This is a genomic window from Roseovarius atlanticus, from assembly GCF_001441615.1.
Lineage (GTDB): Bacteria > Pseudomonadota > Alphaproteobacteria > Rhodobacterales > Rhodobacteraceae > Roseovarius > Roseovarius atlanticus.
In genome coordinates this window covers 512903-539166 of the sequence record NZ_LAXJ01000002.1, presented here as the reverse complement: position 1 = coordinate 539166, position 26264 = coordinate 512903, and the positions used below count along the sequence as shown (strand labels likewise).

Annotated in this window: 31 protein-coding genes; 16 read left to right on the top strand and 15 right to left on the bottom strand. The window is 64.4% G+C overall.

Annotated features, from left to right (window positions below):
- Positions 1-7: 7 nt before the first annotated feature.
- Both XM53_RS02970 and XM53_RS02965 read right to left on the bottom strand, forming a co-directional pair.
- The gene (locus tag XM53_RS02970) at positions 8-1606 is read right to left on the bottom strand and encodes a hypothetical protein (RefSeq protein ID WP_057790070.1); all 1599 of its coding nucleotides are present in this window, start codon (positions 1604-1606) and stop codon (positions 8-10) included.
- A gap of 123 nt (positions 1607-1729) precedes the next feature.
- Positions 1730-2914, bottom strand: a complete 1185-nt coding sequence (locus XM53_RS02965; RefSeq protein ID WP_057790068.1) for a phosphoglycerate kinase — start codon at positions 2912-2914, stop codon at positions 1730-1732.
- Between the two features lie 131 nt (positions 2915-3045).
- Between XM53_RS02965 and XM53_RS02960 the strand changes: the two genes are divergently transcribed.
- The 3 genes from XM53_RS02960 to XM53_RS02950 are packed head-to-tail and all read left to right on the top strand — an operon-like array spanning position 3046 to position 4893.
- Positions 3046-3552, top strand: coding sequence for a peptidylprolyl isomerase (locus XM53_RS02960; RefSeq protein ID WP_057790066.1), 507 nt, complete (start codon positions 3046-3048; stop codon positions 3550-3552).
- Positions 3545-4090 carry a peptidylprolyl isomerase gene (locus XM53_RS02955; RefSeq protein ID WP_057790065.1) on the top strand — a complete coding sequence of 182 codons (546 nt, stop codon included), beginning with the start codon at positions 3545-3547 and terminating at the stop codon, positions 4088-4090. The genes XM53_RS02960 and XM53_RS02955 overlap by 8 nt, the downstream gene beginning before the upstream one ends.
- Positions 4091-4095: 5 nt before the next feature.
- On the top strand, positions 4096-4893 hold the full coding sequence (locus XM53_RS02950; protein ID WP_057790064.1) for a DUF4336 domain-containing protein: 798 nt from the start codon (positions 4096-4098) through the stop codon (positions 4891-4893).
- A 16-nt stretch (positions 4894-4909) separates the two neighbouring features.
- On the opposite strand, the gene XM53_RS02945 is transcribed toward XM53_RS02950, so the two are convergent.
- The 7 genes from XM53_RS02945 to XM53_RS02915 all read right to left on the bottom strand — a co-directional run bounded on the left by XM53_RS02945 (position 4910) and on the right by XM53_RS02915 (position 10113).
- Positions 4910-5716, bottom strand: coding sequence for an ABC transporter permease (locus tag XM53_RS02945; protein WP_057790063.1), 807 nt, complete (start codon positions 5714-5716; stop codon positions 4910-4912).
- Positions 5716-6600 carry an ABC transporter permease gene (locus XM53_RS02940; protein WP_057790062.1) on the bottom strand — a complete coding sequence of 295 codons (885 nt, stop codon included), beginning with the start codon at positions 6598-6600 and terminating at the stop codon, positions 5716-5718. Before XM53_RS02940 ends, XM53_RS02945 begins: the two co-directional genes overlap by 1 nt.
- Positions 6601-6738: 138 nt before the next feature.
- The gene (locus XM53_RS02935; RefSeq protein WP_057790061.1) at positions 6739-7461 is read right to left on the bottom strand and encodes a transporter substrate-binding domain-containing protein; all 723 of its coding nucleotides are present in this window, start codon (positions 7459-7461) and stop codon (positions 6739-6741) included.
- A 29-nt stretch (positions 7462-7490) separates the two neighbouring features.
- Positions 7491-8267, bottom strand: a complete 777-nt coding sequence (locus XM53_RS02930) for an ABC transporter ATP-binding protein (RefSeq protein ID WP_057790060.1) — start codon at positions 8265-8267, stop codon at positions 7491-7493.
- A 146-nt stretch (positions 8268-8413) separates the two neighbouring features.
- Complete coding sequence (locus XM53_RS02925; protein WP_057790057.1) at positions 8414-9154, bottom strand: phosphate/phosphite/phosphonate ABC transporter substrate-binding protein; 741 nt, start codon at positions 9152-9154, stop codon at positions 8414-8416.
- Positions 9151-9588, bottom strand: coding sequence for a tellurite resistance TerB family protein (locus XM53_RS02920; RefSeq protein WP_057790055.1), 438 nt, complete (start codon positions 9586-9588; stop codon positions 9151-9153). Before XM53_RS02920 ends, XM53_RS02925 begins: the two co-directional genes overlap by 4 nt.
- A 57-nt stretch (positions 9589-9645) precedes the next feature.
- Positions 9646-10113, bottom strand: coding sequence for a tellurite resistance TerB family protein (locus tag XM53_RS02915; protein WP_057790053.1), 468 nt, complete (start codon positions 10111-10113; stop codon positions 9646-9648).
- A gap of 68 nt (positions 10114-10181) precedes the next feature.
- Between XM53_RS02915 and XM53_RS02910 the strand changes: the two genes are divergently transcribed.
- Positions 10182-10931, top strand: coding sequence for a hypothetical protein (locus XM53_RS02910; RefSeq protein WP_057790051.1), 750 nt, complete (start codon positions 10182-10184; stop codon positions 10929-10931).
- A 64-nt stretch (positions 10932-10995) separates the two neighbouring features.
- On the opposite strand, the gene XM53_RS02905 is transcribed toward XM53_RS02910, so the two are convergent.
- From XM53_RS02905 to XM53_RS02890, 4 genes are all read right to left on the bottom strand, one after another.
- A complete protein-coding gene (locus XM53_RS02905) occupies positions 10996-11568 on the bottom strand; it encodes an outer membrane protein (RefSeq protein WP_057790049.1) in 573 nt (190 codons plus the stop codon).
- Between the two features lie 132 nt (positions 11569-11700).
- A complete protein-coding gene (locus tag XM53_RS02900) occupies positions 11701-13344 on the bottom strand; it encodes a CTP synthase (RefSeq protein ID WP_057790047.1) in 1644 nt (547 codons plus the stop codon).
- Positions 13345-13514: 170 nt separating this feature from the next.
- Positions 13515-13880 carry a preprotein translocase subunit SecG gene (gene secG / locus XM53_RS02895; RefSeq protein ID WP_057790045.1) on the bottom strand — a complete coding sequence of 122 codons (366 nt, stop codon included), beginning with the start codon at positions 13878-13880 and terminating at the stop codon, positions 13515-13517.
- Between the two features lie 123 nt (positions 13881-14003).
- Positions 14004-14402 (bottom strand): DUF6524 family protein, encoded by a 399-nt coding sequence (locus tag XM53_RS02890; RefSeq protein ID WP_057790043.1) that lies wholly within the window; start codon positions 14400-14402, stop codon positions 14004-14006.
- 141 nt (positions 14403-14543) lie between these two features.
- On the opposite strand from XM53_RS02890, the gene XM53_RS02885 reads away from it, so the two are divergent.
- Positions 14544-15839, top strand: coding sequence for an adenylosuccinate synthase (locus tag XM53_RS02885; protein WP_057790041.1), 1296 nt, complete (start codon positions 14544-14546; stop codon positions 15837-15839).
- A 25-nt stretch (positions 15840-15864) separates the two neighbouring features.
- Positions 15865-16095, top strand: coding sequence for a DUF2842 domain-containing protein (locus XM53_RS02880; RefSeq protein WP_057790039.1), 231 nt, complete (start codon positions 15865-15867; stop codon positions 16093-16095).
- Between the two features lies 1 nt (position 16096).
- Here XM53_RS02880 and ribA read toward each other — a convergent pair whose 3' ends face one another.
- Positions 16097-17179, bottom strand: coding sequence for a GTP cyclohydrolase II (gene ribA, locus XM53_RS02875; RefSeq protein ID WP_057790038.1), 1083 nt, complete (start codon positions 17177-17179; stop codon positions 16097-16099).
- A gap of 172 nt (positions 17180-17351) precedes the next feature.
- Between ribA and XM53_RS02870 the strand changes: the two genes are divergently transcribed.
- The 9 genes from XM53_RS02870 (at position 17352) to XM53_RS02830 (ending at position 24486) form a co-directional block, all read left to right on the top strand.
- Positions 17352-18038, top strand: coding sequence for a response regulator transcription factor (locus XM53_RS02870; protein WP_057790036.1), 687 nt, complete (start codon positions 17352-17354; stop codon positions 18036-18038).
- Between the two features lie 240 nt (positions 18039-18278).
- On the top strand, positions 18279-19067 hold the full coding sequence (locus XM53_RS02865; protein WP_057790034.1) for an exodeoxyribonuclease III: 789 nt from the start codon (positions 18279-18281) through the stop codon (positions 19065-19067).
- A gap of 195 nt (positions 19068-19262) precedes the next feature.
- Positions 19263-20750, top strand: coding sequence for an FAD-binding oxidoreductase (locus XM53_RS02860; protein WP_057790336.1), 1488 nt, complete (start codon positions 19263-19265; stop codon positions 20748-20750).
- Positions 20747-21160 carry a DUF4383 domain-containing protein gene (locus XM53_RS02855; RefSeq protein WP_057790032.1) on the top strand — a complete coding sequence of 138 codons (414 nt, stop codon included), beginning with the start codon at positions 20747-20749 and terminating at the stop codon, positions 21158-21160. The genes XM53_RS02860 and XM53_RS02855 overlap by 4 nt, the downstream gene beginning before the upstream one ends.
- Positions 21160-22224: a hypothetical protein gene (locus XM53_RS02850; RefSeq protein ID WP_057790030.1), complete on the top strand. Its 1065-nt coding sequence runs from the start codon at positions 21160-21162 to the stop codon at positions 22222-22224. Before XM53_RS02855 ends, XM53_RS02850 begins: the two co-directional genes overlap by 1 nt.
- Positions 22214-22510: a hypothetical protein gene (locus XM53_RS02845; RefSeq protein ID WP_057790028.1), complete on the top strand. Its 297-nt coding sequence runs from the start codon at positions 22214-22216 to the stop codon at positions 22508-22510. Before XM53_RS02850 ends, XM53_RS02845 begins: the two co-directional genes overlap by 11 nt.
- A gap of 198 nt (positions 22511-22708) precedes the next feature.
- The gene (locus XM53_RS02840) at positions 22709-23623 is read left to right on the top strand and encodes a thioredoxin family protein (RefSeq protein ID WP_057790027.1); all 915 of its coding nucleotides are present in this window, start codon (positions 22709-22711) and stop codon (positions 23621-23623) included.
- A gap of 27 nt (positions 23624-23650) precedes the next feature.
- Positions 23651-24295 carry an LON peptidase substrate-binding domain-containing protein gene (locus XM53_RS02835; RefSeq protein WP_057790024.1) on the top strand — a complete coding sequence of 215 codons (645 nt, stop codon included), beginning with the start codon at positions 23651-23653 and terminating at the stop codon, positions 24293-24295.
- Positions 24292-24486 carry a Trm112 family protein gene (locus XM53_RS02830; protein ID WP_057790022.1) on the top strand — a complete coding sequence of 65 codons (195 nt, stop codon included), beginning with the start codon at positions 24292-24294 and terminating at the stop codon, positions 24484-24486. The genes XM53_RS02835 and XM53_RS02830 overlap by 4 nt, the downstream gene beginning before the upstream one ends.
- Positions 24487-24621: 135 nt before the next feature.
- Here XM53_RS02830 and XM53_RS02825 read toward each other — a convergent pair whose 3' ends face one another.
- Positions 24622-25389, bottom strand: coding sequence for a FadR/GntR family transcriptional regulator (locus XM53_RS02825; RefSeq protein ID WP_057790020.1), 768 nt, complete (start codon positions 25387-25389; stop codon positions 24622-24624).
- A gap of 68 nt (positions 25390-25457) precedes the next feature.
- Here XM53_RS02825 and XM53_RS02820 point away from each other — a divergent pair, with 68 nt between their 5' ends.
- Complete coding sequence (locus XM53_RS02820; protein WP_057790018.1) at positions 25458-26261, top strand: DUF2182 domain-containing protein; 804 nt, start codon at positions 25458-25460, stop codon at positions 26259-26261.
- Positions 26262-26264: the final 3 nt, after the last annotated feature.

Genomic DNA, 26264 nt, shown 5'->3' with positions numbered 1-26264 from the left:
CTGCGCCTCAGCCCCCCTTGCGATACCGCGCCGCGAGGTCGCGCTGGATCCAATCTGTCAGGGCGCGGGTCTGGATTTCGGACCTTAGGGCGGCCCACGCCGCGCGAACGGCCGCGCCGCGATTCTCGAAACGGTTCTCGATATCCTCGCGCAAGGGACGGGCACCGATATCGCCCGCCGCCTCGGCGATCAGGGCAAAGTAGTAGGCCTGCCTGTAAGACCGCGGTGCGCCCAGCCCGGTGAAATACGCCAGCGCCTGCGCCCGCACCGCGCGAATATCGTCGCCCGGGGGCAGGTCGGTGCCAGCGCCTTGCGCCTGAAGATGCGCGTCCTGCGCCGCGATGACTTCTATCGTGGTCAGCCGTTCTTCCAGCCGGTCCAGCATGGCGATCGCCCCGGGCTGGCGCCCCGCGGACGCGGTCAGCGTGTTCTGATAGGCCGCCGCCGGATCGGTCCCGGCCTGCGCCTGCGCGGTCAGCAGCGCGGCCTCGGCGGCCTGCGTCCCACCGTCCTCGACAAGCGGCGACAGGATGTCGGGCACCAGTGCCTCGGCGCGGGGCACGCCGCTGCCGGTCAGAAGCGCGCGCGCAACCGTCAGCCGCTCGGCCGCGCTGACGTCGCCGCTGTCCAGCCGCGCCAGAATGCCTGCGTCCAGCAATTCGGACTGCGCCAGCGGTGCAATGCGCGCATCGGGCGCCAGCGCCTGCAACAACTCCTCAAGCCTTTCGTATATCTCGGGTTCCAGCACGATGCCGGCCTCGGGCAATTGCGCCTCGATCGTGATCTCGCCGGGTTCGCGCACGAAGCCCGCCACATGCTCCATCAGGTCGTCGATGAACCGCCGCTCGGTCGCGGTCAGGGCGCGGGTGCCGTTGTTGCTCAGCATGTTGGTCAGTTCCTCGGTGCCAAGTCCCTGGATCACCTCGGGCTGGCGCAGGTTTTCCGGGATAAGCGACGACAGCCGCTCCCACCCGCCCTGATCCTGCAGGCCCACGACGGCGCGCCGCACGCGGATCGCAGGATCGCCGGGCAGGCCGAACTGGTCCAGCCGCGGCAGGATCGCGCCGGCCGCCTCGAGGTCAAGGACCGCAAGGTCGTTCACCGCCGCCGAGCCGTTGACGCGGATCTCGCCGGTGCTGTGCACGTACTCGGCCTCGTAGGTCATGCGATCCACCTCGATCGCGTTGTACCCGGCCGAGCGCAGGCCAAGCCCCACATCGCGCGGCACGCAGGCAATCGCGGCATTGGCCCCGACCATCGTTGTCGAAATCGTCGCCACCCCGAAAGCCGCCGCCGGCTGACCCAGGTCGACGCTGATGCGCTGCACCGTGATCTCGCATTGTCGGGCGCGGTCGTGCGGCAGCTGCGGGCGCAGGGTCACCCCGGTCAGGGCCACGGTCCCACGCAGGATATCGGTCTGCAGATGCTCGTACTCGACCTCCATTTGCGTTCGCAGGGCCGATATGGCGACGCTGGCCAGGCTTTCGGCGATACCGTCGACGGTGACAAGGTCAAGCAGGCTTGGCTTCGGGTCGCCCTCTGCGCCGCCCGGCGTAGCAAGGCCAAGGCAAAGGACGGCGGCGATGGCAGGTGTGAAACGGCGCATGATGGGCTCTCCCCGGGTAAAATCGTGCTGGGTCAGGCTAGGCCTGCCTCATTCGATACCACAGTCCGGTTTTCCATACCTTGGAAAAGCGATCTTCGCACCCGTGATGCGGCAGGGATGCTCTCAGCCGCCCAACGCCGCCACACCCGGCAGCGTCTTGCCTTCCATCCATTCCAGGAACGCGCCACCGGCGGTCGAGATATAGGTGAAATCCTCTGCCGCGCCCGCCTGGTTGAGGGCCGCCACGGTGTCACCGCCCCCTGCGACCGAGGTCAGATGGCCGTCGCGGCTGCGCTTGGCGGCATGGCCCGCTGCGGCGTTGGTGGCCGCGTCGAACGGCTCGATCTCGAAGGCGCCCAGCGGGCCATTCCAGATGAGAGTCCGTGCGGTATCAAGCGCGGCGGTGATCCGCGCGACGGCCTGCGGCCCGGCATCCAGGATCATCGCATCGTCCGGGCAGGCATGGGCCGGAACGGTCCGGTGCGCGGCTCCCGCCCGGAACTCCTCGGCCACCACGACATCGGCCGGCAGCAGGATTTCACAGCCCGCGCCACCGGCCTTGACCATGATCTGGCGCGCGGTGTCGGCCATGTCGTGCTCGCACAGCGATTTGCCGACGCTGAGCCCCTGCGCCGCCAGGAACGTGTTGGCCATGCCGCCGCCGATCACCAGCTTGTCCACCTTCTCGACCAGGTTGCCCAGCAGGTCCAGCTTGGACGAGACCTTGGAACCGCCTACCACGGCCACCACGGGCCGCTCGGGCGTGGCAAGCGCCGCTTCCAACGCCGACAGTTCCGCCTGCATCAGCCGCCCGGCGCAGGCGGGCAGGTGACGGGCCAGCGCCTCGGTCGAGGCATGGGCGCGGTGCGCGGCGGAAAAGGCGTCGTTGCAATAGACATCGCCAAGACCGGCAAGCCGCGCGGCAAACTCGGCGTCGTTGGCCTCTTCGCCCGGGTGAAAGCGGATGTTTTCCAAAAGCAGAACCTCGGCCGCCTTGGCCTCGGCGGTGGGCTCTTCGGCGCCTTCCAGCGTTTCGATGAACTGCACGGTATGCCCCGTCGCCTGTTGCAAGGCGGGCACCACCTGGCGCAGTGACATCGCGTCGACAACCTTACCCTTGGGACGCCCGAAATGCGCCAGCAAGAGCGGCTTGCCGCCCGCTGCGAGGATGGCATCGATGGTGGGCTTGATGCGTTCCAGCCGCGTGGCGTCGGTGACGCGTCCGTTCTCGACCGGCACGTTGATATCCACCCGTGTCAGCACGGTCTTGCCATCGAGGTCCATGTCATCAAGCGTCTTCCAGGCCATCGCGTACATTCCTCTTGGGTGGCAGTCGCAGGCCTTTTGGCGCGACCTTGCAAGGGCGTCAAGCTCTGGCTTGGCAATCCCGGGTCAAGCGCCTAGGTATGGCTCAGCCCAAGTCAACAAGGAGGCCCCGGATGGCCGAGATCAAAGACCCCGAGAACACGATCCTGATGGAGCTGAAAGACGGCACCGTTACGATCGAGCTGCTGCCCGACGTGGCCCCGGGCCATTGCGAACGCATGAAAGAGCTGGCGCGCTCGGGCCAGTATGACAACGTGGCCTTTCACCGTGTGATCGACGGCTTCATGGCGCAAACGGGCGACGTGGCCAACGGAAACATGGAAAACGATTTCAACCTGCGTATGGCCGGCACCGGCGGCAGCGACCTGCCCAATCTCAAGGCCGAGTTTTCGGGCGTTCCGCATGATCGTGGCACACTGGGTGCGGCGCGCAGCCAGAACCCCGACAGTGCCAACAGCCAGTTCTTCATCAACTTCTCGGACAACCACTTCCTCAACCGTCAATACACGGTCTATGGCCGCGTGATCGACGGGATGGAGCATGTCGATGCCATCACGCGCGGCGAGCCGCCCGCAAGCCCCGACCGGATGATCAGCGTAAAGGTGGCCGCCGATGCTTAAACTCTCTGCTTTCTTCACCCTTCTGGCCGCACCGGCGCTGGCCACCGGCCTTGAAATCGAGGTCGCGGGCGAGGCCAACGGCACAATCAAAGTAGACCTGCTGGAGGACGTGGCCCCCGGTCATGTCGAACAGATAACCGAACTGGCCCGCAAAGGCGCCTATGACAACGTGGTCTTTCACCGCGTGATCGACGGCTTCATGGCCCAGACCGGCGACGTCGAATTCGGCAAGATGGGCGGCGACATGTCCATGGCCGGGCGCGGCGGCAGCGACCGTCCCGATCTGGCCGCCGAATTCTCCGACATCACCTTTGACCGGGGTGTCGTCGGCATGGCCCGCAGCCAGAGCCCTGACAGCGCCAACAGCCAGTTCTTCATCATGTTCGCGCCGGGCCCGTTCCTCGACGGGGAATACACCGTCGTGGGCCGCGTGACCGAAGGGCTGGACGTGCTGGATGACATCAAGCGGGGCGAAGGCCCCAACGGCGCCGTCATCGGCGAGCCGGACCGCATGGTATCCGTTACGGTCACGGAGTAAGACGCGTGACGGCCACGGGGTACGAGCCGCTGAATGTGCTCAAACCCGTGGCCGACAGCATTTGGATCATCGACGGTGCGCCCGTGACGGTGATGGGGTTTCCCTTTCCCACCCGCGCCACCGTGATCCGGCTGGAGAACGGCGACCTCTGGGTGCATTCTCCAACCCCGCTTACCCACGATTTGCAGGAGGCCCTGGCGGTGCTGGGGCCGGTGCGCCACCTCGTTGCGCCGAACCAGTTTCACTTTCTGCACATTCCCGAATGGGCCGCGGCCTTTCCAGAAGCGCAACTCTGGATGGCGCCTGGTACGCCGGAACGTGCGGCAACGCACGGGGTCGGCTTGCCGGACGGGCAGGAATTGCAGCCCCGGGAGGCAGAGGTGCCGTGGGACGGTCAGATCGCCCAGATACTGGTGCGCGGCAGCCGGACGCACAAAGAAATCGCGTTCTTTCACAAGGGCTCCGCCACGACAATCCTGACCGACCTGATCGAGGCGTTCGAGACCGCCACGCTGCCCGCGCGGTGCCGGCCTTTCGTGTGGCTGAACGGGATCGACGAAACCGATGGCAAGACGCCGCCCCTGATCCGCTGGACCTTTCGCGACAAACAGGCGTTTGCCGAGGACATCGAGACCATCGTCGGTTGGGGCGCGCGGCGCGTGATCATCGCGCACGGGCGCTGGTACGCGCGCAACGGCACGGCTGAACTGGAGCGTGCCTTTCGCAAGTTGCTGGCGCCGCGCCAATGGGACCGGGCGATGCGGGACATGAAGGCCCGCGCGCAGGACGACGACCAAGCCTAAGGCAGCGGCGGACCTATCAGCGAATGATGTTCGGGCGAAACCGCATCCGGGCGCGGCGTTCCTGCGGCAGGTGACGGTTCAGCCGCCGGTTCACCAGCCCGAAGATCGAGATCACGACCAATGTCAGCAGGATGAAATACCCCGCAAGGATCGGGTAGGGCACGAAAGGGTTGAAGGTCTTATCGGCAAAGTAGTTCGCGTAATAGAGCGCGTCGCCTCGTTGCTGCCACGCCGGAAAGGCCGAGAAGAAGACCAACGTGGTGGCATGGAAGAGAAAGATCGCCTCGTTGGTATAGGCGGGCCAGGCCAGCCGCAACATGGTGGGCCAGATGATCCGCCGGAACCGGGTGAAGCCCGAGAACCCGTAGGCATCCGCCGCCTCGACCTCGCCCTTGGGGATCGAGCGCAGGGCACCGTAGAAGATCTCGCCAGAATAGGCGGCGGTGTTGAGGAACAGGACGATCAACGCACCCAGCCAGGCGGCTGTGAACGCGTCGAAGATCGGATAGACCGACTTGAGGTTCAGAAAGACTGCGTAGGCGAAAAAGAACTGGATGAAGAGAGGCGAGCCCCGGAAGATGTAGATGAACCACGCCGAGGGCTTTTGCAGCAGGCGGTTGGGCGAGGCCTTGCCGACGGCCACCACCGTGGCGAGGCCGAAGCCGAAGATGATCGCCAGCACGCCAAAATAGACATTCCAGATCATGCCCGAGCCGATCAGCGTGACCTGCTGGCACAGCGTGAAATCCTCACGCGGCAACAGGCGCTCGCCCAGCCCGATGGACCGCAGCGCGTAATCCTGAATCGTCTGCCAGCAGCTCATCACGCCGCCGCCTTGCGCAGGGCTTCGCCGCCGGTGGTGGCCTGCCCATGCGACAGCTTGATCATCAGCCGGTCGAGCACGATTTCGGACACCCGCGTCAGGCCAAGGTAAAAGACCAGCAGCGCCAGGAAATACCACATGCGCCAGTCGCCGTGGGGATAGTCGGTGAACTTCGGCAGCGCAGTGCCCGCCAGCTCCCGCGCCCAATAAACGATATCCTCGACGCCCAGAAGAAACAGCAGCGGGGTCGCCTTGGTCAGCACCATCCAGATATTACTGAGCCCGGGCAGGGCATAGACCCACATCTGCGGCACGAGGATGCGCCAGAAGCTTTGGCGCGGGGTCATGCCATAGGCCTCGGCGGTTTCGATCTGGCCGCGGGGCACAGTGCGCATCGCGCCGTAAAGCACGTTTCCGGCAAAGGCGCCGAAGACCAGCGCAAAGGTCAGGACGGCGATGAAAAAGCCGTAGATTTCGTGCACCCACTGGTCCGCCTCGCCCAAGGGCAGCTTGGCTGCCTGGCACACGATGAAGTCGTTGCCCTGCCGGATGGGCTGGTCCCAGTCCGGGCATTTGATCTTGTGCCGGATCCATTCGAACGCCTGGTCCAGCGCGATGACGAAGAAAAGGAAAAAGGCCGTGTCGGGCACGCCGCGCACAAGGTTGATGTAGCCATGCGCCAGCCAGGCCAGCGGCCGGAATTTCGACCGTGCCGCGGTTGCGGCGCCAAAGCCGAAGGCCAGCGCGGTCGGTGCGGTTATGGCCAAGAGGACCAGCACAAGGCCGACGGCGAAGTAAAGATTGGCGTGTTTGGCGGTCGTCAGGTAGCAGGCCAGCCACTGAAAATCGCCAAGGACCGAAGGATCGGAGCAGAACTCAAACATTGCATAGCTCCGCGGCCCGGCCCAAGGGCGAAGGCCAGCGCGATACGCCCGGCGTGAAGATGCGCGTGGTGTCGGCCATGTGTCCCCGTCAGGCCCAAAGCGCGCGCCCCGGAATGCCCGGGGCGCGGCAGAGTCAGCTTATTCGAAAGTCGAGGCGACTTCCCATTTCTTGATCAGCTCGTTCAGGCTGCCATCGTCCTTCATCGACTGGATGGCGGCGTCGAACGTCTCTTTCAGCTCGGTGTCGGATTCGCGGACACCCATGCCGACGCCACCGCCCAGCGGAACATCTTCGCCCACGAACATCATGTCCGCATCCTCGGCCACGATCGGGGCAAGGAAGGACTTGTCGGCCAGAACCGCGTCCGCCTCGCCATTCTTGACGGCGGCGATGGTTTCCTCGGGCGTGGCAAACTCGACCAGTGTTGCACCGGATTCGGCCACGTAACCGGCTTGGATCGTACCGGTCTGCGCGGCGATGACGCCGCCGGCCACATCGACGTCTTCGGACATGCCGGCATAGGCCGACGGATCGGGCGGCGTGTAGTTCTGGGTAAAGTCGATGACCTCGTCGCGCTCGTCGGTGATCGACATGCCCGCGATGATGACGTCATAGTTGCCGCCCACCAGGTTGGGTATTATCGAATCCCAGTCGTTCTTGACCCATTCGCAGGTCAGCTCGGCGCGCGCGCACAGCTCGTCGCCCAGCTCGCGCTCGAAGCCGTCGATCTCGCCGGCATCGTTGACGAAATTCCACGGCGCATAGGCGCCCTCGGTGCCCAGACGGATCGTCTTGTCCTGGGCCATCGCCATGCCGCCGGCAAGCGCCGCGGCAAGTGTGGAAAGAACTAGCTTTTTCATAAGTGTCTCCCTTGCTTGGTTCTTTTGGTTCAGGCGGCCATCGTCGAGCTTAGAAACTGACGCAGCCGCTCGGATTTGGGGGACCCGAAAAGTGTCTTCGGATCGCCTTCTTCTTCGATCAGGCCCTGATGCAGGAAAATGACGTGGTCGGACACGTCCTGGGCCATCTTCATGTCGTGGGTCACGATCATCATGGTGCGCCCTTCGGCGGCCAGATCCTTGATCACGCGCACCACTTCCTGTTCCAGTTCGGGGTCGAGCGCCGATGTCGGCTCGTCGAACAAGAGCGCCTCGGGCTCCATGCAGAGCGCCCGCGCAATGGCGGCGCGCTGTTGTTGCCCGCCCGACAGCTGCGCGGGATAGACATCGCACTTGTCACCTATGCCGACCTTTTCCAGGTAGCCGCGCGCGGCTTTCTCGACCTCGTCCTTGGGGCGGCCCAGCACGGTCACCGGCGCCTCCATCACGTTTTGCAAAATGGTCAGGTGCGCCCACAGGTTGAACTGCTGGAACACCATCGACAGGTTCGTGCGGATGCGCAGCACCTGCTTGGCGTCCGCCGGGTGCCGGTTCAGGCCGGACCCTTTCCACGTCACCGGCTCGCCCTTGAACAGGATATCGCCCTGCTGGCTGTCTTCCAGAAGGTTGGCGCAGCGCAGGATGGTGGATTTGCCCGACCCCGAAGAGCCGATCAGCGACACCACGCTGCCTTTCGGCGCCGTGATGTCCACGCCCTTGATGACCTCAAGGCTGCCATAGGCCTTGTGCAGATTGCGGATCTCTATGACGGGCGTTTCGTCAGGCAAAGGCAGCTTCCGGTTTGCAGGTCAGGCAGTCACACCGGACAATAGGGCAGTAAATTTGGGCCAATGCAACTTGCAAAACGATGTTTTTTCGTCCGTTTCGTGCGGATTGCCCGGGTTTTGGGCGAATGCGGCGAGGTGCCGTTGCGTCAAGCGGGCGGCGGGGGCGGGGTCTCTACCGCAAGGTAGGCCTCGGGCGGGATCCGCACGATCCCGCGCAAGTCAAGCGCATCGCGGGTCTCGGTCGGCAGGGCCTTGAATGCGCTCAGAAGGGCGTCGAAAATCGCGTCCGCGTCCTGACCGTTGGCTGTGATGAAGGGCAGCGCGGGGGTGGGCGGCGTCGCGGCAATGACGTGCAGCTTGTCGGCGAAGGTGTCGTAGCGCTGCATCAGCCGCCAGCTTTGCGCGTCGAGCGCGGCCAGGTCTGCCTGATCTTCTGCCACGGCGCGGGCCGAGGCGATGTGACTGCCGGTGCGCCGCGTGTCGGTAAAGGCAAAGCCGCGTGACCCAGCATAGGCGCCGGGCGCCGCCCAGCCGCTTTGCGACATCGGCTCGTTATAGGCAAAGCGGGCGGCGGAAAAATCGGTCGGATCGTTGCGGGGATCGTCCTTGCGCGCCACGAAGACCGAACGGTATTCGCCAGGACCGCATCCCTCCAACCCGTAATCCGGCGTGCCGACAATTTGAACCTTGCCATGCAGGCGGGCGCGGTAGGGATAGCCGCAGGTCTGAGACAGTAAGAGGTCCGGCGATTCCCATTGATCCCAGGAATCGCCTTCGCGCGTCAATGGATCGGGACCGTGTCCAAGAGCCTGTCGTATCGCCTGCCAGAAACTGTCGGTCGCAGCCCTCAGTTCGAGCCGGTCATACATCGGCAGGCTGGCGATCATCCTTCTTCCTGGCGTTGGCGGGCAAGGGCGCTGTCCACGTCTGTCACGCCAAGAAAGTTCGACGCCATGCGGATGATCGCATCCTCGCTCGCGTCACGCTCGCCATCGGCCAGCGCCACTTGCCATAGCGCCTCGATCACACGCAGACGGTCGTCATAGGCGACGGCGTCCTTGATGGCCCGGGTAAATCGCACGGTATCGGGCGCTTCGCCTTCCAACTGTTCGGCCTGCTCCAGCAATGCCGCGGCATCGCCTTCGGACAACTGGTAGCGGGTGCGCGCAATGGCCAGGATGCGCTGCCGCTCCTCGGTGTCGAAATGCCCGTCCGACCGGGCAATGCGCACCAAGAGCGCGGTCAGGGCCAGCCGGGCATCCTCTTGCGGAAGGGTTTCCGGTGTCGAGTCGGTGAGTTTTTTCAGAAAATCAGCAAACATGAAGGGGATATAGGCAACCCGCCCGCCGCCGCCAACGAGAATCTGCGCGTCGGGACGCTATTGGCTGCCGCCCAGTTCGGTTTCCGCGCGGGCGCGGGCGGCCTCACTGTCCTCGGGCGAAAGTCCCAGCGTGCGGCGCACGTCTTCCAGCACTTCCAGTTCCTCGTCGTGGCGCACGCCATCGGCAAGCGTCACTTCCCACAATGCCTCGAGCGCATCGACGCGTGCGGCAAAGCTGACGGTCTTGCGAAGGATGTCGCCGAATTCCTCGGTGTCGGGCGCCTCCCGCTCCAGCCGCTCGGAGGTGGCGCGCATCTTGGCCGCCTCGATCGGCCCGAGTCCGAAAAGCCGGCGCAGCAGCAGGTCGATCCGGTGGACCTCCGCAAACTTGTAGCTGTGATCGGACATCGCCACGCGCACCATCAGCGCGCCGAGCGCCAGTTTTTCGTCGGGGGCGGGCAGGGGCGGCGGTTCGGGCGCGTCGAACGCGTGCAACAAACGGTGTAGCAGCGAGGGTTTCTGCATGGGCGGCTCCGTGCATCGAAGATCGGTTGGTTCCGTTTAGCGCAGCGCCCGCGCGCAAGAAAACAAAATTGCAGGCGCAAATCCGCGCATCCGCGCGTGTGGCCGGAAACGTGACACAATTGCTCCAAACTAACGGCCAGTTTGCGCGTCAAAGTGGCTTCATCCGTATGACATCTTCGAGTGTGAAGTCCGCCATGCCGCGTCACGTTGCAAAGCCTGTTGCCACCCGTTCGACCGCCGCGCCAGAGGAGCAGCTGGCGTATCTGCGCGGCTGCTCACAAGATCAGGCGCGCAGTTTTGTCCGGGACTACGACTGGTCCGGCGATCCGAGGCGCGTTCTTGGCTGGGTCATGGCCCAGAAATTCATGGACCTTGGCACGGCGCTGACCGTGTTCCTGAACGGTCAGCCGCATCGTTTCAACTATATGCCGAAACGCGACATACCCGAAGAGCTGGCCGGCGCGGCGCTGATGCTCGATTCGATCTGCCTGCGGCTGAATTCCGGCTTCTACCTGGTCTGGCCCGACCAGGATGTCGAGGATCGTCCGCGCATCCTGCGATGGCTGGAGACCCAATCCGAGGACCGTCGGGAAGGCCGGCAGGGCCGTTACATTTTGGACGAGCGGATCGTTGCGACGCTTCTTGATAATCAGCTGCGCCTCGACCGCAACGCCGAGACGGCCGTCTATCACCAAAGCCGCTCACTTTTGCGGGATCTCTTCAGTCCGGTGCTCGAACTTGGTGTCTCACGCCGGATGCTGCGATTCCATCCGCCGCAGGAAGACCCGAACGACGACCTGACGAATCTGCGGTACTGACACATGCGGGAACGACATCAGGGCGCCCGGTAACAGGCGCCCTGGCAGATTGGGTTTGCAAGGATCAGAACTTGTAGGCGACACCGACCGAGAAGGCGTCGACTTCGCCGTTGCGGCCGCCCAAGGCGGGACCAGAGAAGTCATAGTTGGTGCGGGTGTATTCGAACCGGGTGGTGATATTCTCGCTCAGCATCGTTTCGAGACCGATGCCGTAGGAAAAGCCCTCACCGGAGCCCGAGATACCGGCCGCGGCCACGTCCCATTCCGTCCAGCCATAGCCCAGCGTGCCGTAGAGCAGCGAGTTGCCGAAGGCATAGCCGCCGCGGCCGCGCAGGCTGATGTTGTTTTCCAGATCCAGACCGGTGCCGGCCACGCTGTAATCCAGTTTGCTGTCATAGCCCAGTTCGGCACCCAGCACGAAGTTGGGGGCAACGGCATGGTTGTAGCCGCCGAAGACACCGGCGTTGATCTCTGGATCGATGCCGATGGGCACACCCGAGATGCCGAGGTTTTGCATGTTGACCCGTCCGCCGACATAGAAGCCCTGCCATTTCTCGGCATCCTGGGCGACGGCGGTGGTGGACAGGGCCGCGGACAGGGCGGCGGCGGCGGTCAGGGATTTGTAGAACTTTTTCATAATGTACCTCATGTCTATGCGCGGCCCGGGCCAATCCCGGGGCTCGGACATAGGTCGGCGCGACATGAGAGACGGTTCAAAGCAGTCGTCAGAAATTTCCAATGACCAGACTTTGTTCCTGTTTATAGAGGGTTAGACCAGGCGAGAGGTTTCCACTGCGGCACGTACGAAATCCGCGAACAGCGGGTGCGGCTTGAACGGTTTCGATTTCAGCTCGGGGTGGAACTGCACGCCGATGAACCAGGGGTGGTCCTTCCATTCGACGATCTCTGGCAGGCGGCCGTCGGGGGACATGCCGGAAAAGACCAGTCCGCACTCCTCCAGTTTGTTGCGGTACTCGATATCCACCTCGTAGCGGTGGCGGTGGCGTTCGTCGATCGCGGTGCCGCCATAGACCTCGGCCACCTTGGAGCCTTCCTTGAGCACGGCGTCATAAGCGCCCAGGCGCATGGTGCCGCCCTTGTCGTCGGTCACCTTGCGCTTGACCTTCTCGTTGCCCTGCACCCATTCCTTGAGGTGATAGACGACGGGCGTGAACCGCTTCTTGCCGGCCTCGTGGTCGAATTCCTCCGAGCCCGCGTCCTTCAGCCCGGCCTTGTTGCGCGCGGCCTCGATCACCGCCATCTGCATCCCCAGGCAGATACCCAGGTAAGGGATCTTGCGCTCGCGGGCGAATTGCGCGGCCTTGATCTTGCCTTCGGTGCCGCGCTCGCCGAACCCGCCGGGAACAAGAATGGCGTGATAGCCTTCCAGATGCGGGGCGGCATCCTCGCGGTCGAACACTTCGGCATCGACCCATTCGACGTTGACCTTCACGCGATTGGCCATGCCGCCATGGGTCAGCGCTTCCTTGATCGACTTGTAGGCGTCTTCCAGCTGCGTGTATTTGCCGACGATGGCGACATTGACCGCCCCGTCGGTGTTGTGAATGCGGTCCACGACGTCTTTCCAGATGGTCAAGTCGGGGCGCGGGGCAGGCGAGATGTCGAAGGCATCGAGAACGGCCTGATCCAAACCTTCATGGTGATAGGCAAGCGGCGCCTCGTAGATCGAATTGAGGTCATACGCCGCTACGACTGCTTCCTTTCGGACGTTGCAGAATAGCGCGATCTTCTCGCGTTCCTTTTCCGGGATCGGCTGTTCCGAGCGGCAGACGAGGATATCGGGCGCGATCCCGATGGATTGCAGTTCCTTGACGCTGTGCTGGGTCGGCTTGGTCTTCAACTCGCCGCTGGCGGCAAGATAGGGCAGAAGCGTAAGATGCATGAAAATGCACTGCCCGCGCGGGCGGTCGTGGCTGAACTGGCGGATGGCCTCGAAAAAGGGCAGGCCCTCGATGTCGCCCACGGTACCGCCGATCTCGCACAGCATGAAATCGACCTCGTCATCGCCGATGCCGATGAAATCCTTGATTTCATTGGTGACGTGGGGCACCACCTGGATGGTCTTGCCCAGATAATCGCCGCGGCGTTCACGCTCCAGCACGTTGGAATAGATGCGGCCCGAACTGACCGAATCCGTCATGCGGGCCGGAACGCCGGTGAAGCGTTCGTAGTGGCCAAGGTCGAGGTCGGTTTCGGCGCCGTCGTCGGTGACGAAGACCTCGCCATGCTCGAACGGCGACATCGTGCCGGGGTCGACGTTCAGGTAGGGGTCGAGCTTGCGCAGACGGACCGAAAAGCCGCGCGCCTGCAAAAGTGCCCCGAGTGCCGCAGATGCAAGGCCCTTGCCGAGTGAGGAAACAACGCCGCCGGTAATGAAAATATATCGTGCCATGCGCTGGCAATCCCCCGTGATTGCGGCGTTTTACGCCTGTTAGATGCGGTCGAATCGACGCCTCGCGCACCGCATTACCACGGGACTCGAGCCTTAAAGGATTCTGATGAAAGGCGCAATATGCTGTGACGCGACTATGCGCGTCCGCAAGCCTTAGTGGTGTTTCTGGGTCAGTCGGCGGTGGGTGTCAACGGAGCGTCGTCGCCTGCCGACGGCGGCAAAAGGCCGTCGCCGCTGTCATCCAGGCCGGGGCTGCTTTCCTCGGCCGCGGGCCGGTCGTCGGTGATCCGGTCCAGAACCGAGGATCCGCCCGCGTTCTGCGCCGCGATGACCGTCAGGGTCAGCGTGGTGGCAAAGATCGACAGGCCAAGCACCCAGGTCAGCTTGCCCAGGGCCGTGGTGCCGGACCGCCCGGTGGACACGTTGCCGCCACCGCCGCCCATGCCCAGGCCGCCGCCTTCGGAGCGCTGCAACAGCACGACACCGATCAGCGCGAGCGCCAGCAGCAGGTGAACAAGCAGGATGACATTTTCCATAAGACGCGGTCCCTCGGGTTCGGATGGGCGGTATCTAAGCAATTCGAGCGTCCCCCGCAACCCGCCGTTTTTTCCGTTACACAGGCGCGCGGCTGGACGGGGGCGGCGTTCGGGGACTGAGGATTACTCGTCCACGTCGTCCATGTCGGACTGGCCCGACAGGCGGCGGCGCACATGGCTCCAGCTGAGGCCGATGCCGAGAACCAGCGACAGTGCGACAAGGCCCAGCCAAAGGTTCCGCGTCGGATCATCGAGGTCGAGGAAACCATAGTCCACGAGCACCCAAGCCAAGGCCGCCGCGATGGCGAGGATCAGGCCCATGCCGAACGCCCCGATCGAGCGCAGCGTGGCGCGCAGGTAGATGATGTAGCCCACCAGAAGCAGCAGCGCGAAAAGCACCGTCAGCGGCATCTGCGCATCCCAGTTGTTCCGCGCCCAGACGATGAAATTGTACCGGGTCGGGTTGAACGTCGCGGCCAGCAGGACAAAGGCCATTGCCCATCTGACGATAAATCCGGTCATCCGCGCTCTCCTGCCTTGCGTTCAAACAAGAAGTGCCCGGCCCGGGGCGGGCTGTCCAGCCCGTGCGCGAAATTCAGGTTTCGCAAGGCTGGCGGTGTGGGTATACGGGCGCGGGGTTCCAACACCGCCTGAGAGGTTTTCATGGCAAATGTCGTCGTTGTCGGCGCCCAGTGGGGCGACGAGGGGAAAGGCAAGATCGTTGACTGGCTGAGCGAGCGCGCGGATGTGATCGCGCGGTTCCAGGGCGGGCACAACGCGGGCCACACGCTGGTCATCGACGGCAAGGTCTACAAGCTGAACGCGCTGCCGTCGGGCGTGGTGCGCGGCGGCAAGCTGAGCGTGATCGGCAACGGCGTGGTGCTGGATCCGTGGCATTTGCTGAAGGAAATCGCCGCGATCCGCGAGCAAGGGGTCGAAATCACCCCCGAGACGCTGATGATTGCCGAGAACACGCCGCTGATCCTGCCCATTCATGGCGAGCTTGACCGTGCGCGCGAAGAGGCCGCCAGCAAGGGCACCAAGATCGGCACCACGGGCCGTGGCATCGGGCCGGCCTACGAGGACAAGGTCGGCCGCCGCTCGGTCCGCGTGGCGGACCTGGCCGACGACGCCACGCTGGAGGCGCGGGTGGACCGCGCGTTGCAGCACCACGATCCGCTGCGCAAGGGGCTGGGGATCGAGCCCGTGGACCGCGACAAGCTGGTGGCGCAGCTGAAAGAGATTGCACAGGAGCTTCTGCCCTATGCCGCGCCGGTCTGGAAAGTGCTGAACGATCAGCGCAAGGCGGGCAAGCGCATCCTGTTCGAGGGTGCGCAGGGCGCATTGCTGGATATCGACTTTGGGACCTATCCGTTCGTGACGTCCTCGAACGTCATCGCGGGGCAGGCCGCGACCGGCGTCGGTATGGGGCCGGGGGCCATCGATTATGTGCTGGGGATCGTCAAGGCCTATACCACCCGCGTGGGCGAGGGGCCGTTCCCAAGCGAATTGCAGGACGCAGACGGCCAGCGGCTGGGCGAGCGCGGGCGCGAGTTCGGCACCGTCACGGGCCGTCAGCGCCGCTGCGGTTGGTTTGACGCCGCGCTGGTGCGCCAGACCTGTGCCACCTCGGGCGTGAACGGCATTTCTCTGACCAAGCTGGATGTGCTGGACGGGTTCGACACGCTGAAGATCTGTGTGGGATACGAACTGGACGGAAAGCAGCTGGATTATCTGCCCACCGCGACCGACCAGCAGTGGCGCTGCAAGCCGATCTATGAGGAAATGCAGGGCTGGTCCGAGACCACCGAGGGCGCGCGCAGCTGGGCCGATCTGCCGGCAAACGCGATCAAGTATGTGCGCCGGGTCGAGGAGTTGATCCAGTGCCCCGTCGCTCTACTCTCCACCTCTCCGGAGCGGGAGGACACGATCCTCGTGACCGACCCCTTCGCCGACTGAGATCGAACGACCGCAAGAGGACAGCATGGCCCTGAGTTACAAAGCCCGCCGCCGCTGGTCGCTGGTGATCCTGCTGATCGCGCTGCCGCTTTACATCGTGGTGGCGGTCAACCTGACCGACTGGCTGCGGATGCGGTACGACGTGGGCATCCTGACGGAACTGGTCGTCTTCATCGTGCTTGGCATCGCCTGGATCCTGCCGCTGAAACCCGTCTTTCGTGGGGTCGGGCAGCCCGACCCGGACGCGCGCGATTAGGTCACAGCAGGTGGCCTGATTTCGCGGCCTTGGTCGCAAGGTACGCGTGGTTATGCGCCCCTTCGCCGACCTTGAGCGGCACGCGTTCCACCACGTCGATGCCGCAGCTTTTCATCATCTCGATCTTGGCTGGGTTGTTGGTCAGCAGACGGACCGCGCCGAAGCCCATACTCCGCAGGATGTCGGCGCCAATGCGGAAATCGCGCTCGTCATCCTCGAAGCCCAGCCGGTGATTGGCCTCGACCGTGTCGAAACCCTGATCCTGCAAGGCATAGGCCCGCATCTTGTTGGCAAGGCCGATGCCGCGCCCTTCCTGGTTGAGGTAAAGCAGCACACCCGCGCCCTCGGCGCCCATTTGCGCCAGGGCCGCGCGAAGCTGGGGGCCGCAATCGCATTTCAGGCTGCCCAGAAGGTCGCCGGTAAAGCAGGCCGAATGCAGCCGCGACAGCACGGGCGCGCCGCGCGCGGGGCTGCCGATCTCGATGGCGTAATGCTCTTCGCCGCCGTCCTCGGGGCGCCAGATGTGCAAGCGCCCGGCCTCGGACACTTCCAGCGGCAGGCGGGCGCTGACCACCTTGTCCATCGGACTGGCCTCTTTCAGATGCGCGGTGATGTCGGCCACGTTGAGCGAGGTCAGGGAGGGATCAAGCGTATCGGGTGGAATCGTCATTACAATCGCGGCAGGCAAAAGGCGGGCGGACTTGACCAGTAACAGAGCTGCGCGATGGGTGTCGGCCTTGCCGTCACGCGCCGAGGTGAGCGGGCCCTTCATCGGGCTCCGAAGGTCGTCAGCGGGATCCGCAACGGCCTGCACCCAGGACAGGGGCGCCTCCTTGGGAATTATGACGCGCGCAAGATCTCCATCATAGGCACGGGCCTTCAGCGTGGCGGCGCGGCGGGCGGAAATCGCCAGGTGCAGGTCCAGCCCGGCCGATTGCAACGCGGCCAGCCGGGCCGGATCGCAGGTTTCCGCCGCCGCGACAATCGCAACCGCGTCGCCGTCGCGCAGCACCACCGGCACCCCCATGCGAAGGTCCGCGCGGGCCCGGGCAAGGAGTTCCGTCTTGTCGGGGCCAAGCTGCATCACGCGCCCTTCCTGATCCGTGACGTTGGTTAGAGGCTCTCGATTACAGTCTTTTGTAACCGAATGAAACAATTCACTCTGTTCCATAACTAGCCCGTGATTGACCTGTCACAGATCTTGTCGGTGGCGGTGCGGTGGCACAAGTAGCGTGCAGGCAACGAGGAACAAGACGATGGCTCAGCTGAAGAAAATTCTGCTTGTGGACGATGACGACGACCTGCGCGAGGCGCTTAGCGAACAGCTTGTGATGACCGAGGACTTCGACGTCCTGGAAGCCGGGAACGGTGCCGAGGCCATGGCACATGCCAAGGAGGGCATTCATGACCTGGTCATCCTTGACGTAGGCCTGCCCGACACCGATGGCCGCGAACTATGCCGGTTGATGCGAAAGCAGGGCGTGAAGGCGCCCATCGTGATGCTGACAGGGCATGACGGAGACGCCGACACGATCCTGGGCCTGGATGCGGGCGCGAACGATTACATCACCAAGCCGTTCAAGTTTCCCGTCCTGCTGGCCCGTCTTCGGGCGCAGTTGCGTCAGCACGAACAGTCCGAGGATGCGATTTTTCAGCTTGGACCCTACACGTTCAAGCCGGCGATGAAGATGCTGATCACCGACGAGGATCGCAAGATCCGTCTGACGGAAAAGGAAACCAATATCCTGAAGTTCCTCTACCGGTCGCCCGAGGGCGTTGTGGCGCGCGATGTGCTGTTGCACGAGGTCTGGGGCTATAACGCCGGGGTGACGACCCACACGCTCGAAACCCATATCTACCGTCTGCGTCAGAAAATTGAACCAGATCCCTCCAACGCGCGTTTGCTGGTGACAGAGTCGGGCGGCTATCGCCTTCTGGCTTGATCGGGGGGCAGGCCGCGTGCCGCGCCGCCCGGCAGAGATACGACCAACCCGCCGCATACGGGTCTAAACCTATGCACCTCCCTGTTGGACTGACCCCGGCCTGGCCGGGGTCTTTTTTCACCAGAATGGTTTTTCCGAGTTGGGACATCTTGGTTGCACCGGATGCCTTCCGGCTTGTGCTGTGAGCGGCGCTGGGTTTTATATCCCCGCGACCCGACACACCGAACCGACAGGAGCCTCATGTCCTTTACGCTTGCCACCTGGAACATCAACTCGGTCCGCCTGCGCGAGCCGATCGTCCTGAAACTGTTGCAGGAGGAGGCGCCGGATATTCTGTGCCTGCAGGAGTGCAAATCACCGGTCGAGAAGATCCCGTTCGAGGGGTTCGCGGCGCTTGGTTACACCCACATGATCGCCCGCGGGCAGAAAGGGTACAACGGCGTGGCGATCCTGTCGAAGCTGCCCATCCGCGACGTGGGCGACAAGGACTTTGCTTTGCTGGGTCATGCACGTCACGTGGCGGGCGCGTTGGAGAACGGCGTGGTGATCCATAATTTCTACGTTCCAGCGGGTGGCGATGTGCCGGACCGCGAGGTGAACGTGAAGTTCGGTCAGAAGCTGGACTACCTGACCGAGATGCGCGACTGGTTCCGTGCGGAGAGGCCGCAGAAATCCATTCTTGTGGGCGATCTCAACATCGCTCCGCGCGAGGATGATGTGTGGAGCCATAAACAGCTTTTGAAGGTGGTGAGCCACACACCCGTCGAGGTGGAGCATCTTAACAACGCGCAGGAGGCTGGCGGTTGGACCGACGTCACCCGCGCGGACATTCCCGATGGACAGCTTTACAGTTGGTGGTCGTACCGGGCCAAGGACTGGGATGCGGCCGACAAGGGGCGGCGGCTGGATCACATCTGGGCCAGTGACGACATCAAGTCGGCGGCGCATTCCAGCCGGATCATCAGGGCCGCAAGAGGCTGGGAAAAGCCGTCGGACCACGCGCCGGTCTTTGCGACGTTCGATTTGTAGCCGGCAAAAAATCGGGGATTTTTTGGGCCAGAATTTTTGAAAATTCTTGTGTGCGCCGGGTGGCATCGCGCATTCGGCAGCGGGCCCGAAGCGCGGGTTCAGCCCGGTAAAGGTCCGGGTATGGAAAACCGGACCTGTGATTTTCGCCCGTTTCTCTGATCATGTGATAAAGGAATGGCGCAGCAGGGAAATCTTATGCGCAAACTGTCCAGACGTGCGATTCTGTTCGGCAGCGGAGCCCTTTTGGGCGGGGCGCTGACGTCGCGGTTGAGCGCGGATCTGCCGGGCAATGACGGGGTGTCGTGGATCAGGCCCGAAGGCGGCCCGGGCCGTTTGAACGATGCCAGCGGACTGAGCGCGACGCCCGTGCACTCTCATCTGATCATCAAAGACAAGCGGGGCGATGCGCTTGCTGCGGCCCTTCGCGCCGAGATTGCCAACGCGCGGGCGGCAGGCCGACCGGTCAACGTGGGGGCGGCACGGCATTCGATGGGCGGACGGGCCATTCCGCGGGACGGACACGCGATCACCTGTCAGGGCGGCTTCGTGGAACCCGACAGTGACAACGGCACGTTCCGGGTGCAGGCCGGGACACGCTGGTCTGAAGTGATTGCCGCGCTGGACCCGCTTGGGTTCGGGCCCAAGGTCATGCAATCCAACAATGATTTCGGGGTCGCGGCGACGTTTTGCGTCAATGCGCATGGCTGGCCGGTCAAGCTGGGGCCGATGGGGGCCACGGTGCGCAGCTTTGACATGGTCCTGCCCGATGGCGAGTTGGTGACCTGCTCGCGGCAACAGAACGCGGAGCTTTTCGGGCAGACGATGGGGGGCTACGGCCTGACCGGGGCGATCACCCAGATGGTGGTCGAGATGGCGCCTAACCGGCGGCTGGTGCCCCAGTTCGAGGAGATGCGGGCAGAGGAATTCGGGGCGCGGTTCGTTGAAGCGCTGAATGACGAAACGGTCAGCATGGCCTATGGGCGGCTTAACGTCGAACGCGCGTCGTTCTTTGAGAAGGCGCTATTGATCACCTATCGGCCGACCGACGATCAGGACGCGCTGGAGACTGCGGGCGGGTCGAACATGGCGGCGCATGTGGCGGCGCGTGTCTATCGCTGGCAACTGGGGAACGAGCCGTTCAAGTCGCTGCGCTGGTGGTTCGAGACGGAACTGGGCCCGGCGCTGGGCGGTGGGGCGGTGACGCGCAATGCATTGATGAACGAGCCGGTGATCACGCTGGATGACCGCGACCCGAACCGGACGGATATCCTGCACGAATATTTCGTGGCACCGGAACGGTTCACCGAGTTCCTGGCGCTTTGCCGCGAGATCATTCCGGCCTCTTACCAGGAGTTTCTGAACGTCACGCTGCGCTTTGTCGACCGCGACTCCGAGAGCGTGCTGGCCTATGCGGGCGTGCCACGGATTGCCGCCGTCATGTCGTTCAGCCAGGAGATGACCGCGCGGGCCGAGGCGGACATGGCGCGGATGACCCGTGCGATGATCGACGGGGTGACGGGGATCGGCGGAACTTACTATCTGCCGTACCGGCCCCACGCCACACCCGAACAATTGCTGCGCGCCTATCCACGCGCGGCGGAGTTCGCGGCGGCGAAACGCGCGCTCGATCCGGACCTTATATTCCGCAACAACCTTTGGGACCGTTATCTGGTGACGTTATGAGCCTTCTTTGCAGGATTTGTTTCTTCTACACCGCCGCGCTGCTGGCGGCGGCCTCGATAAACTACATTCCCGGGCTGACCGATGAGGACGGTCTGGCCTTCGGGATCTTCGCGCTGGATCCGTTCGACGATGCGCTGCACGTGGTGTCTGCGCTTTGGGCGCTTGCGGCAGGGATCATCGGCCACCGGGCGGCAAAAATTTTCCTGATTATTTTCGGTGCGCTGTACCTGGCAGACGGGATATTCGGAATCTTCACAGCTTACGGTTTTCTTGATTTCGGAATCGTTACCAACCCGTCCCAGGGGTTTTCGCTGTCGGTGCCGCGGATCCTTGCCAACCTTCCGCATATCGCGCTGGGGGGCTTTGCGCTGTTCGCGGGAACCGTGCTGGACCGGGGCGCGCGCGCCTGATGCGGCGTCTTTTTCGATGGCTGGTGCGGCTGGGGCTGGTCATGGTCGTGCTGATCGCGGGGCTGCTGGCGCCGGTGGCCTATAACGAGCTTGCCTGTATCCCTGCGGCCAAGCCCGAGACCTATACGCCCCGTCTGCCGCCCGAGCATCGGCGCGCGGAGTCGCGGACGCTGATGACCTATCCGGAATGGCATATCGTCCATGCCTATGACGATTATGCGCAGGTGATCAGCGCGGGCGACCCGCATGAGTTCGGGTACATGCAGGCGATCGGCGGGTTCTGGTCGAGCCTGTGTGCGCTGAGCCATGAGAGCGCCGAGCATGGCGGGTTCACCACCCAGAGCAAGCAGACGATCTATGTGATCGGGGTGAGCTTTACCGCCGAGCTGCTGGCCAAGGCGGCCTATGAGGAAACGCTGGGACGGCTGGCGGCGTGGTGGCGCGGGCCCGAGCGCGCGGCGCTGGACGATCTGTCGGCCGACCAGGCGCGGGCCTATGCGCAGTTCCTGCAACAGGTGCCGTGGTACAAGTGGGATTTCCAGGCCGACCGCGAGGATCTGGCGACCAATGCCACCGATGTGTTGCGTGACCGCGAACGGCGGATTGCGCTGGGTCTGGAATATGGCGCGAAGGCGGCCTATGCGCGGGTGATCGAGGACGCGGTGGCGCAGGTGGGCGCGGACGCATTGACCCTGCGCATGATCGTGACCGGGATCAGCGAGGCGGCGTTGCAGGGCATGGGCACGGTCGACGTGGTCGGGCCGGTGGACGGCGGCATCGAGATCGAGACGCCGCGCTATCGCGCACTGACACACATCCTGCAGGAGATGGCCGGGGCGGGGGCAGACTTCGTCGAGATCGCGGGCAATGACCAGATCATGTTCACGGCGCTGTCGCAGGCCGAGACGGTGGCGGGGGCGATCCATTCCTTCGAACGCCAGGGCTATGGCGATTCGCGGCATCTGGTAATCGTTAACGTGACCGACCTGGCCCAGCGATTGCGCGAGATGGACGAGGCGGAGGGCGTCGCGCGCCTGCGGCTGGAGCACGTCCATGACTATTAGGCGCTGGGCGCTGGCTTTGGCCTGCGTGGTGGCGGGCTGGATCGGAACACTGATGCTGGTGATGGTGGCCACGGACGCGGCGCCGGGGGCTATCGTGCTGTTTCCCGAGGAGGATTTCGTCGCCAACCTGCCGCGCGGGGCTGCGGTTGTGGGCGGCGGAGGCGCATGCGTCGCGGTGCGCAGCGATGCGCCGGGGCTGGGACTGGCGCTGTACCGGGCCGGCGGACGGGTGGTTCTGCCCGCCGGGCTGCCGGGGTGTCTGCCGCTGCCCGCGGGCAAAAGTTAAGCGATTCGGAGGCGCTGAAAGCCTGTCGGTATCGCGTCGGTATTTGCGTCGGTAAAGCGTCGGTGCCATTGTCCGCCCCTTGGAGTGAACAGAGCGCACGGTGTGCGAACCGGCGCCGGCCCGGCCGCCCCTTGCAACATGGGGCCGCGTGGGCCATTTAGACGGCAAATGACATGCCCACGCGATGCGGAGGATCCGATGCTTGAACTTGGTGGCCAGACCCAACCCCAGACCGACCTGATCAAGGACGTCTCGGAGGCGGACTTCATGACCGAGGTCGTCGAGGCCTCGCAGACCGTGCCGGTGATCGTGGATTTCTGGGCGCCGTGGTGCGGGCCGTGCAAGACGCTGGGCCCGCAGTTGGAGGCGGCGGTGACCAAGGCGAACGGCGCCGTGAAGATGGCCAAGGTCAATGTCGACGAGAACCAGATGATCGCGCAGCAGTTGCGGGTGCAGTCGATCCCGATGGTCTATGCCTTCTGGCAGGGTCAGCCGATCGACGGGTTCCAGGGCGCGGTGCCGGGATCGGAGATCGACGCTTTCGTGAACCGCGTGGTGCAGGCCGCGGGCGGCGCGGAGGGCGACTCGGGGCTGGACGAAGCCATCGCGGCGGCGCAGGAGATGCTGGAGCAGGGGGCGGCGGCGGATGCGGCGCAGACCTTCGCCGCGATCCTGCAGGAGGACGACAAGAACGCCGCCGCCTATGCGGGCCTGGTGTCGAGCCATATCGCGATGGACGACCTGGAGCAGGCCGAGGCGATCCTGAACGGCGCGCCGGCGGAGATTTCCAAGGCGCCGGAACTGGAAGCGGCGGCGGCGCAGCTGGCGCTGGCGCGGCAGGCTGCGGATGCGGGGCCGGTCAGCGAATTGCGCGAGAAGGTGGAGGCAAACCCGGACGACCACCAGGCGCGGTTCGACCTGGCGCAGGCGCTGCACGCCTCGGGCCAGACGCAGGAGGCGGTGGACGAACTGTTGGAGCTTTTCCGGCGCGATCGCGAGTGGAATGACGCCGCCGCGAAGACGCAGCTTTTCACCATATTCGACGCGCTCAAACCCAGCGATCCGGTGGCGCAGGCGGGGCGCCGCAAATTGAGCTCGATGATATTTGCCTGACGCGCCCCGCGGGCTAGGTCACCGGACATGATAATACAGGGTGATCTGCCGGAGGTAATCCCGGTCTTTCCGTTGCCGGGTGCGCTGCTTTTGCCGCGCTCGCGACTGCCGTTGCACCTCTTCGAGCCGCGCTATCTGGCGATGCTCGACGATGCGCTGAAAACGCCGCATCGGCTGATCGGGATGGTGCAGCCGGACCCCGGCGCACGAGCCGGCGAGCATGGGCTGCACCGGATCGGCTGTGCCGGGCGTGTGACCCAGTTTTCCGAAACCGAGGACGGGCGGTACATGATCACGCTGTCGGGCGTGTCGCGGTATCGCGTGGCGTCCGAGGTGGAAGGGTTCACGCCCTATCGCCGGGCGCAGGTCGGCTGGGAGGGGTTCGAGCAGGATCTGGAGCCGGGCGACAGCGATCCGGGATTCAACCGCGACTCCTTCATGAACCTTCTGTCGCGCTATTTCGAGGCGCGGGAACTCTCGACCGACTGGGAGACGCTGAAGGAGGCGGAGGACGAGTTGCTGATCAACTCGCTGTCGATGCTGCTGGGATTCGAGCCGGAGGACAAGCAGGCGCTTTTGGAAGCGCCGAGCCTGTCGACGCGGCGCGAGACATTGGTGACCCTGATCGAGTACGATCTGCGCAGTGGCGACGACAGGGAGATGATGCAATGAGCGACGCGGATGCGACGGCGCCCGAGTTCGACCGGCACATGCTGGAGGCGCTGATCTGCCCGCAGACACATTCGGTTCTGGAATACGATGCGGACGCGCATGAGCTGATCAGCCGGAATGCCGGGCTTGCGTTTCCGATCCGGTCTGGCATTCCGATCCTGCTGATCGACGAGGCGCGCAGCTTGGACTAGCGGAGTGCGCGCTGGGCCCGCACGCCGGTTGTCTCGGCGTCGGCCTTTGGCCGCCACCTCGGGGCGGGTTCAGGTGTGACGCGCTATCCGGTCGTCGTGAGGCTGGTGCCGTCGGGGCCTCCGGCGGGGATATTTTCAGCCAGAGGAAGAGGGTGGCGTGCGCTTGGTCGCGTTTCGCGCGCGGCTGGCCATCACGTCGCGGCCAAGGGTGAGAGTGTAGGCCTCGAGCCGGTGCAGGGCGGTGTCGGCGGCTTGGGCATCCTGATGTTCCAGCGCGTCGGTAAGGGCGGTGTGCAGGGCGACGATTTCGCCGCGGGAGCGGGCGGTGAAGGTGATCATGTTCATCAAGGGCTGCATTGCCTCGACCGCGCCGGCAAGCTGGTAGCTGAGCACGGGGTTTTGCGCCGCGTCAACGAGGGCGCGGTGCAGGGTTACGTCGGAGGCGCAGAAGGCCTCATCCGAGAGGTCGGGTTGCGACTGGCGCGCGATCTCGGTGCGCATGGTGGCGAGGCTGCCCGTGGTGCGGCGGTGGGCGGCGAGGGGGGCGCAGGCGCGTTCGAGGGTATAGCGGGCCTCGCAGGCGGTCTCGAAGCTGACGGCGTTCATCGACAGAAGCAGCGTGGAGGTGGTGATGTGCTGGCTGTAGGCCGCCTCAAAGCTGAGCCGGTTGACGAAGGCGCCGCCGAACGCGCCGCGCTGGGTGCGGATGAGCGACTGCGCGGCCAGGCGTTTGAGCGCCTCGCGCACGGTCGAGCGGGAGACGCCGAATTGCTCGGACAGCTCCGCCTCGGACGGCAGGCGTTCGCCGGTGATCATCCGGCCTTCGACGATGGCGTCGCGGATCGCCTCGGCGATCTGGGCGGAGAGATCCTGGCGGGGCGTGGCGGGATGGGCGGTTTTCATTTGTCAGACCTTTAATTGTCTGACATTCATAAGGGCAATCGTGACTCGAACCAAGGGTGATCTTCGGCATGTCGGCTCTTTCCCTACGCTCTTTTGCCTGGCTGGCGTTTTTCGCGGCGATCCTGGCGGCGTGGGTGGTGATGTACCTGATGGCGACCGGCATGGATCTGGACCTGCTGGGCCGGCCCGGGCCGATGGGCGAAAAGATGCGGGCGATGCAGCCCGGCATGGAGATGGGTATGGGCGGCGGGATGGCGATGGACCGGTTCGGGCCGCTTTTCGCCATGTGGGCGATCATGATGGCGGCGATGATGCTGCCGACTATGGTGCCCACGCTGCGCTGTTACGACGACCTGTGCCGCAGTGCCGATGGTACGACCGCCGGGTGGCTGGGCGTGCTGGCGGGGTATTCCATCGCCTGGGTCGGGTTCGCGGCGGTGATCGCGGGCGTGCAGGTGGCGCTGCTTTATGGCGGGGTGATCGACATGCTGGGGATCGCGAAGTCGTCCGTGATTGCGGGCGGGCTGCTGATCGTCGTGGGGGCGTTTCAGTTCACGCGGGCCAAGGAGGTTTGCCACGGGGTGTGTCACAGCCCGATGACCTATTTCCTGGGGCATTGGCGCACGGGATTTGGCGGCGGCGTGCGCATGGGGCTGGGGCTGGGCGCGTTCTGCGTGGGCTGCTGCTGGGGCTTCATGGCGCTGGGCTTCGTGGGCGGCGTGATGAGCCTGCTTTGGATGGGCCTGGCCACGCTTTTCATGGTATTGGAGAAACTGCCGCAAATCGGGCACCGGGTGATCCGGCCGATGGGTGTGGCGCTGATCGCGGGCGGGGTGGCGGTTCTGGCCGCGCCGCTGGTAACGGGAGGATAGAGC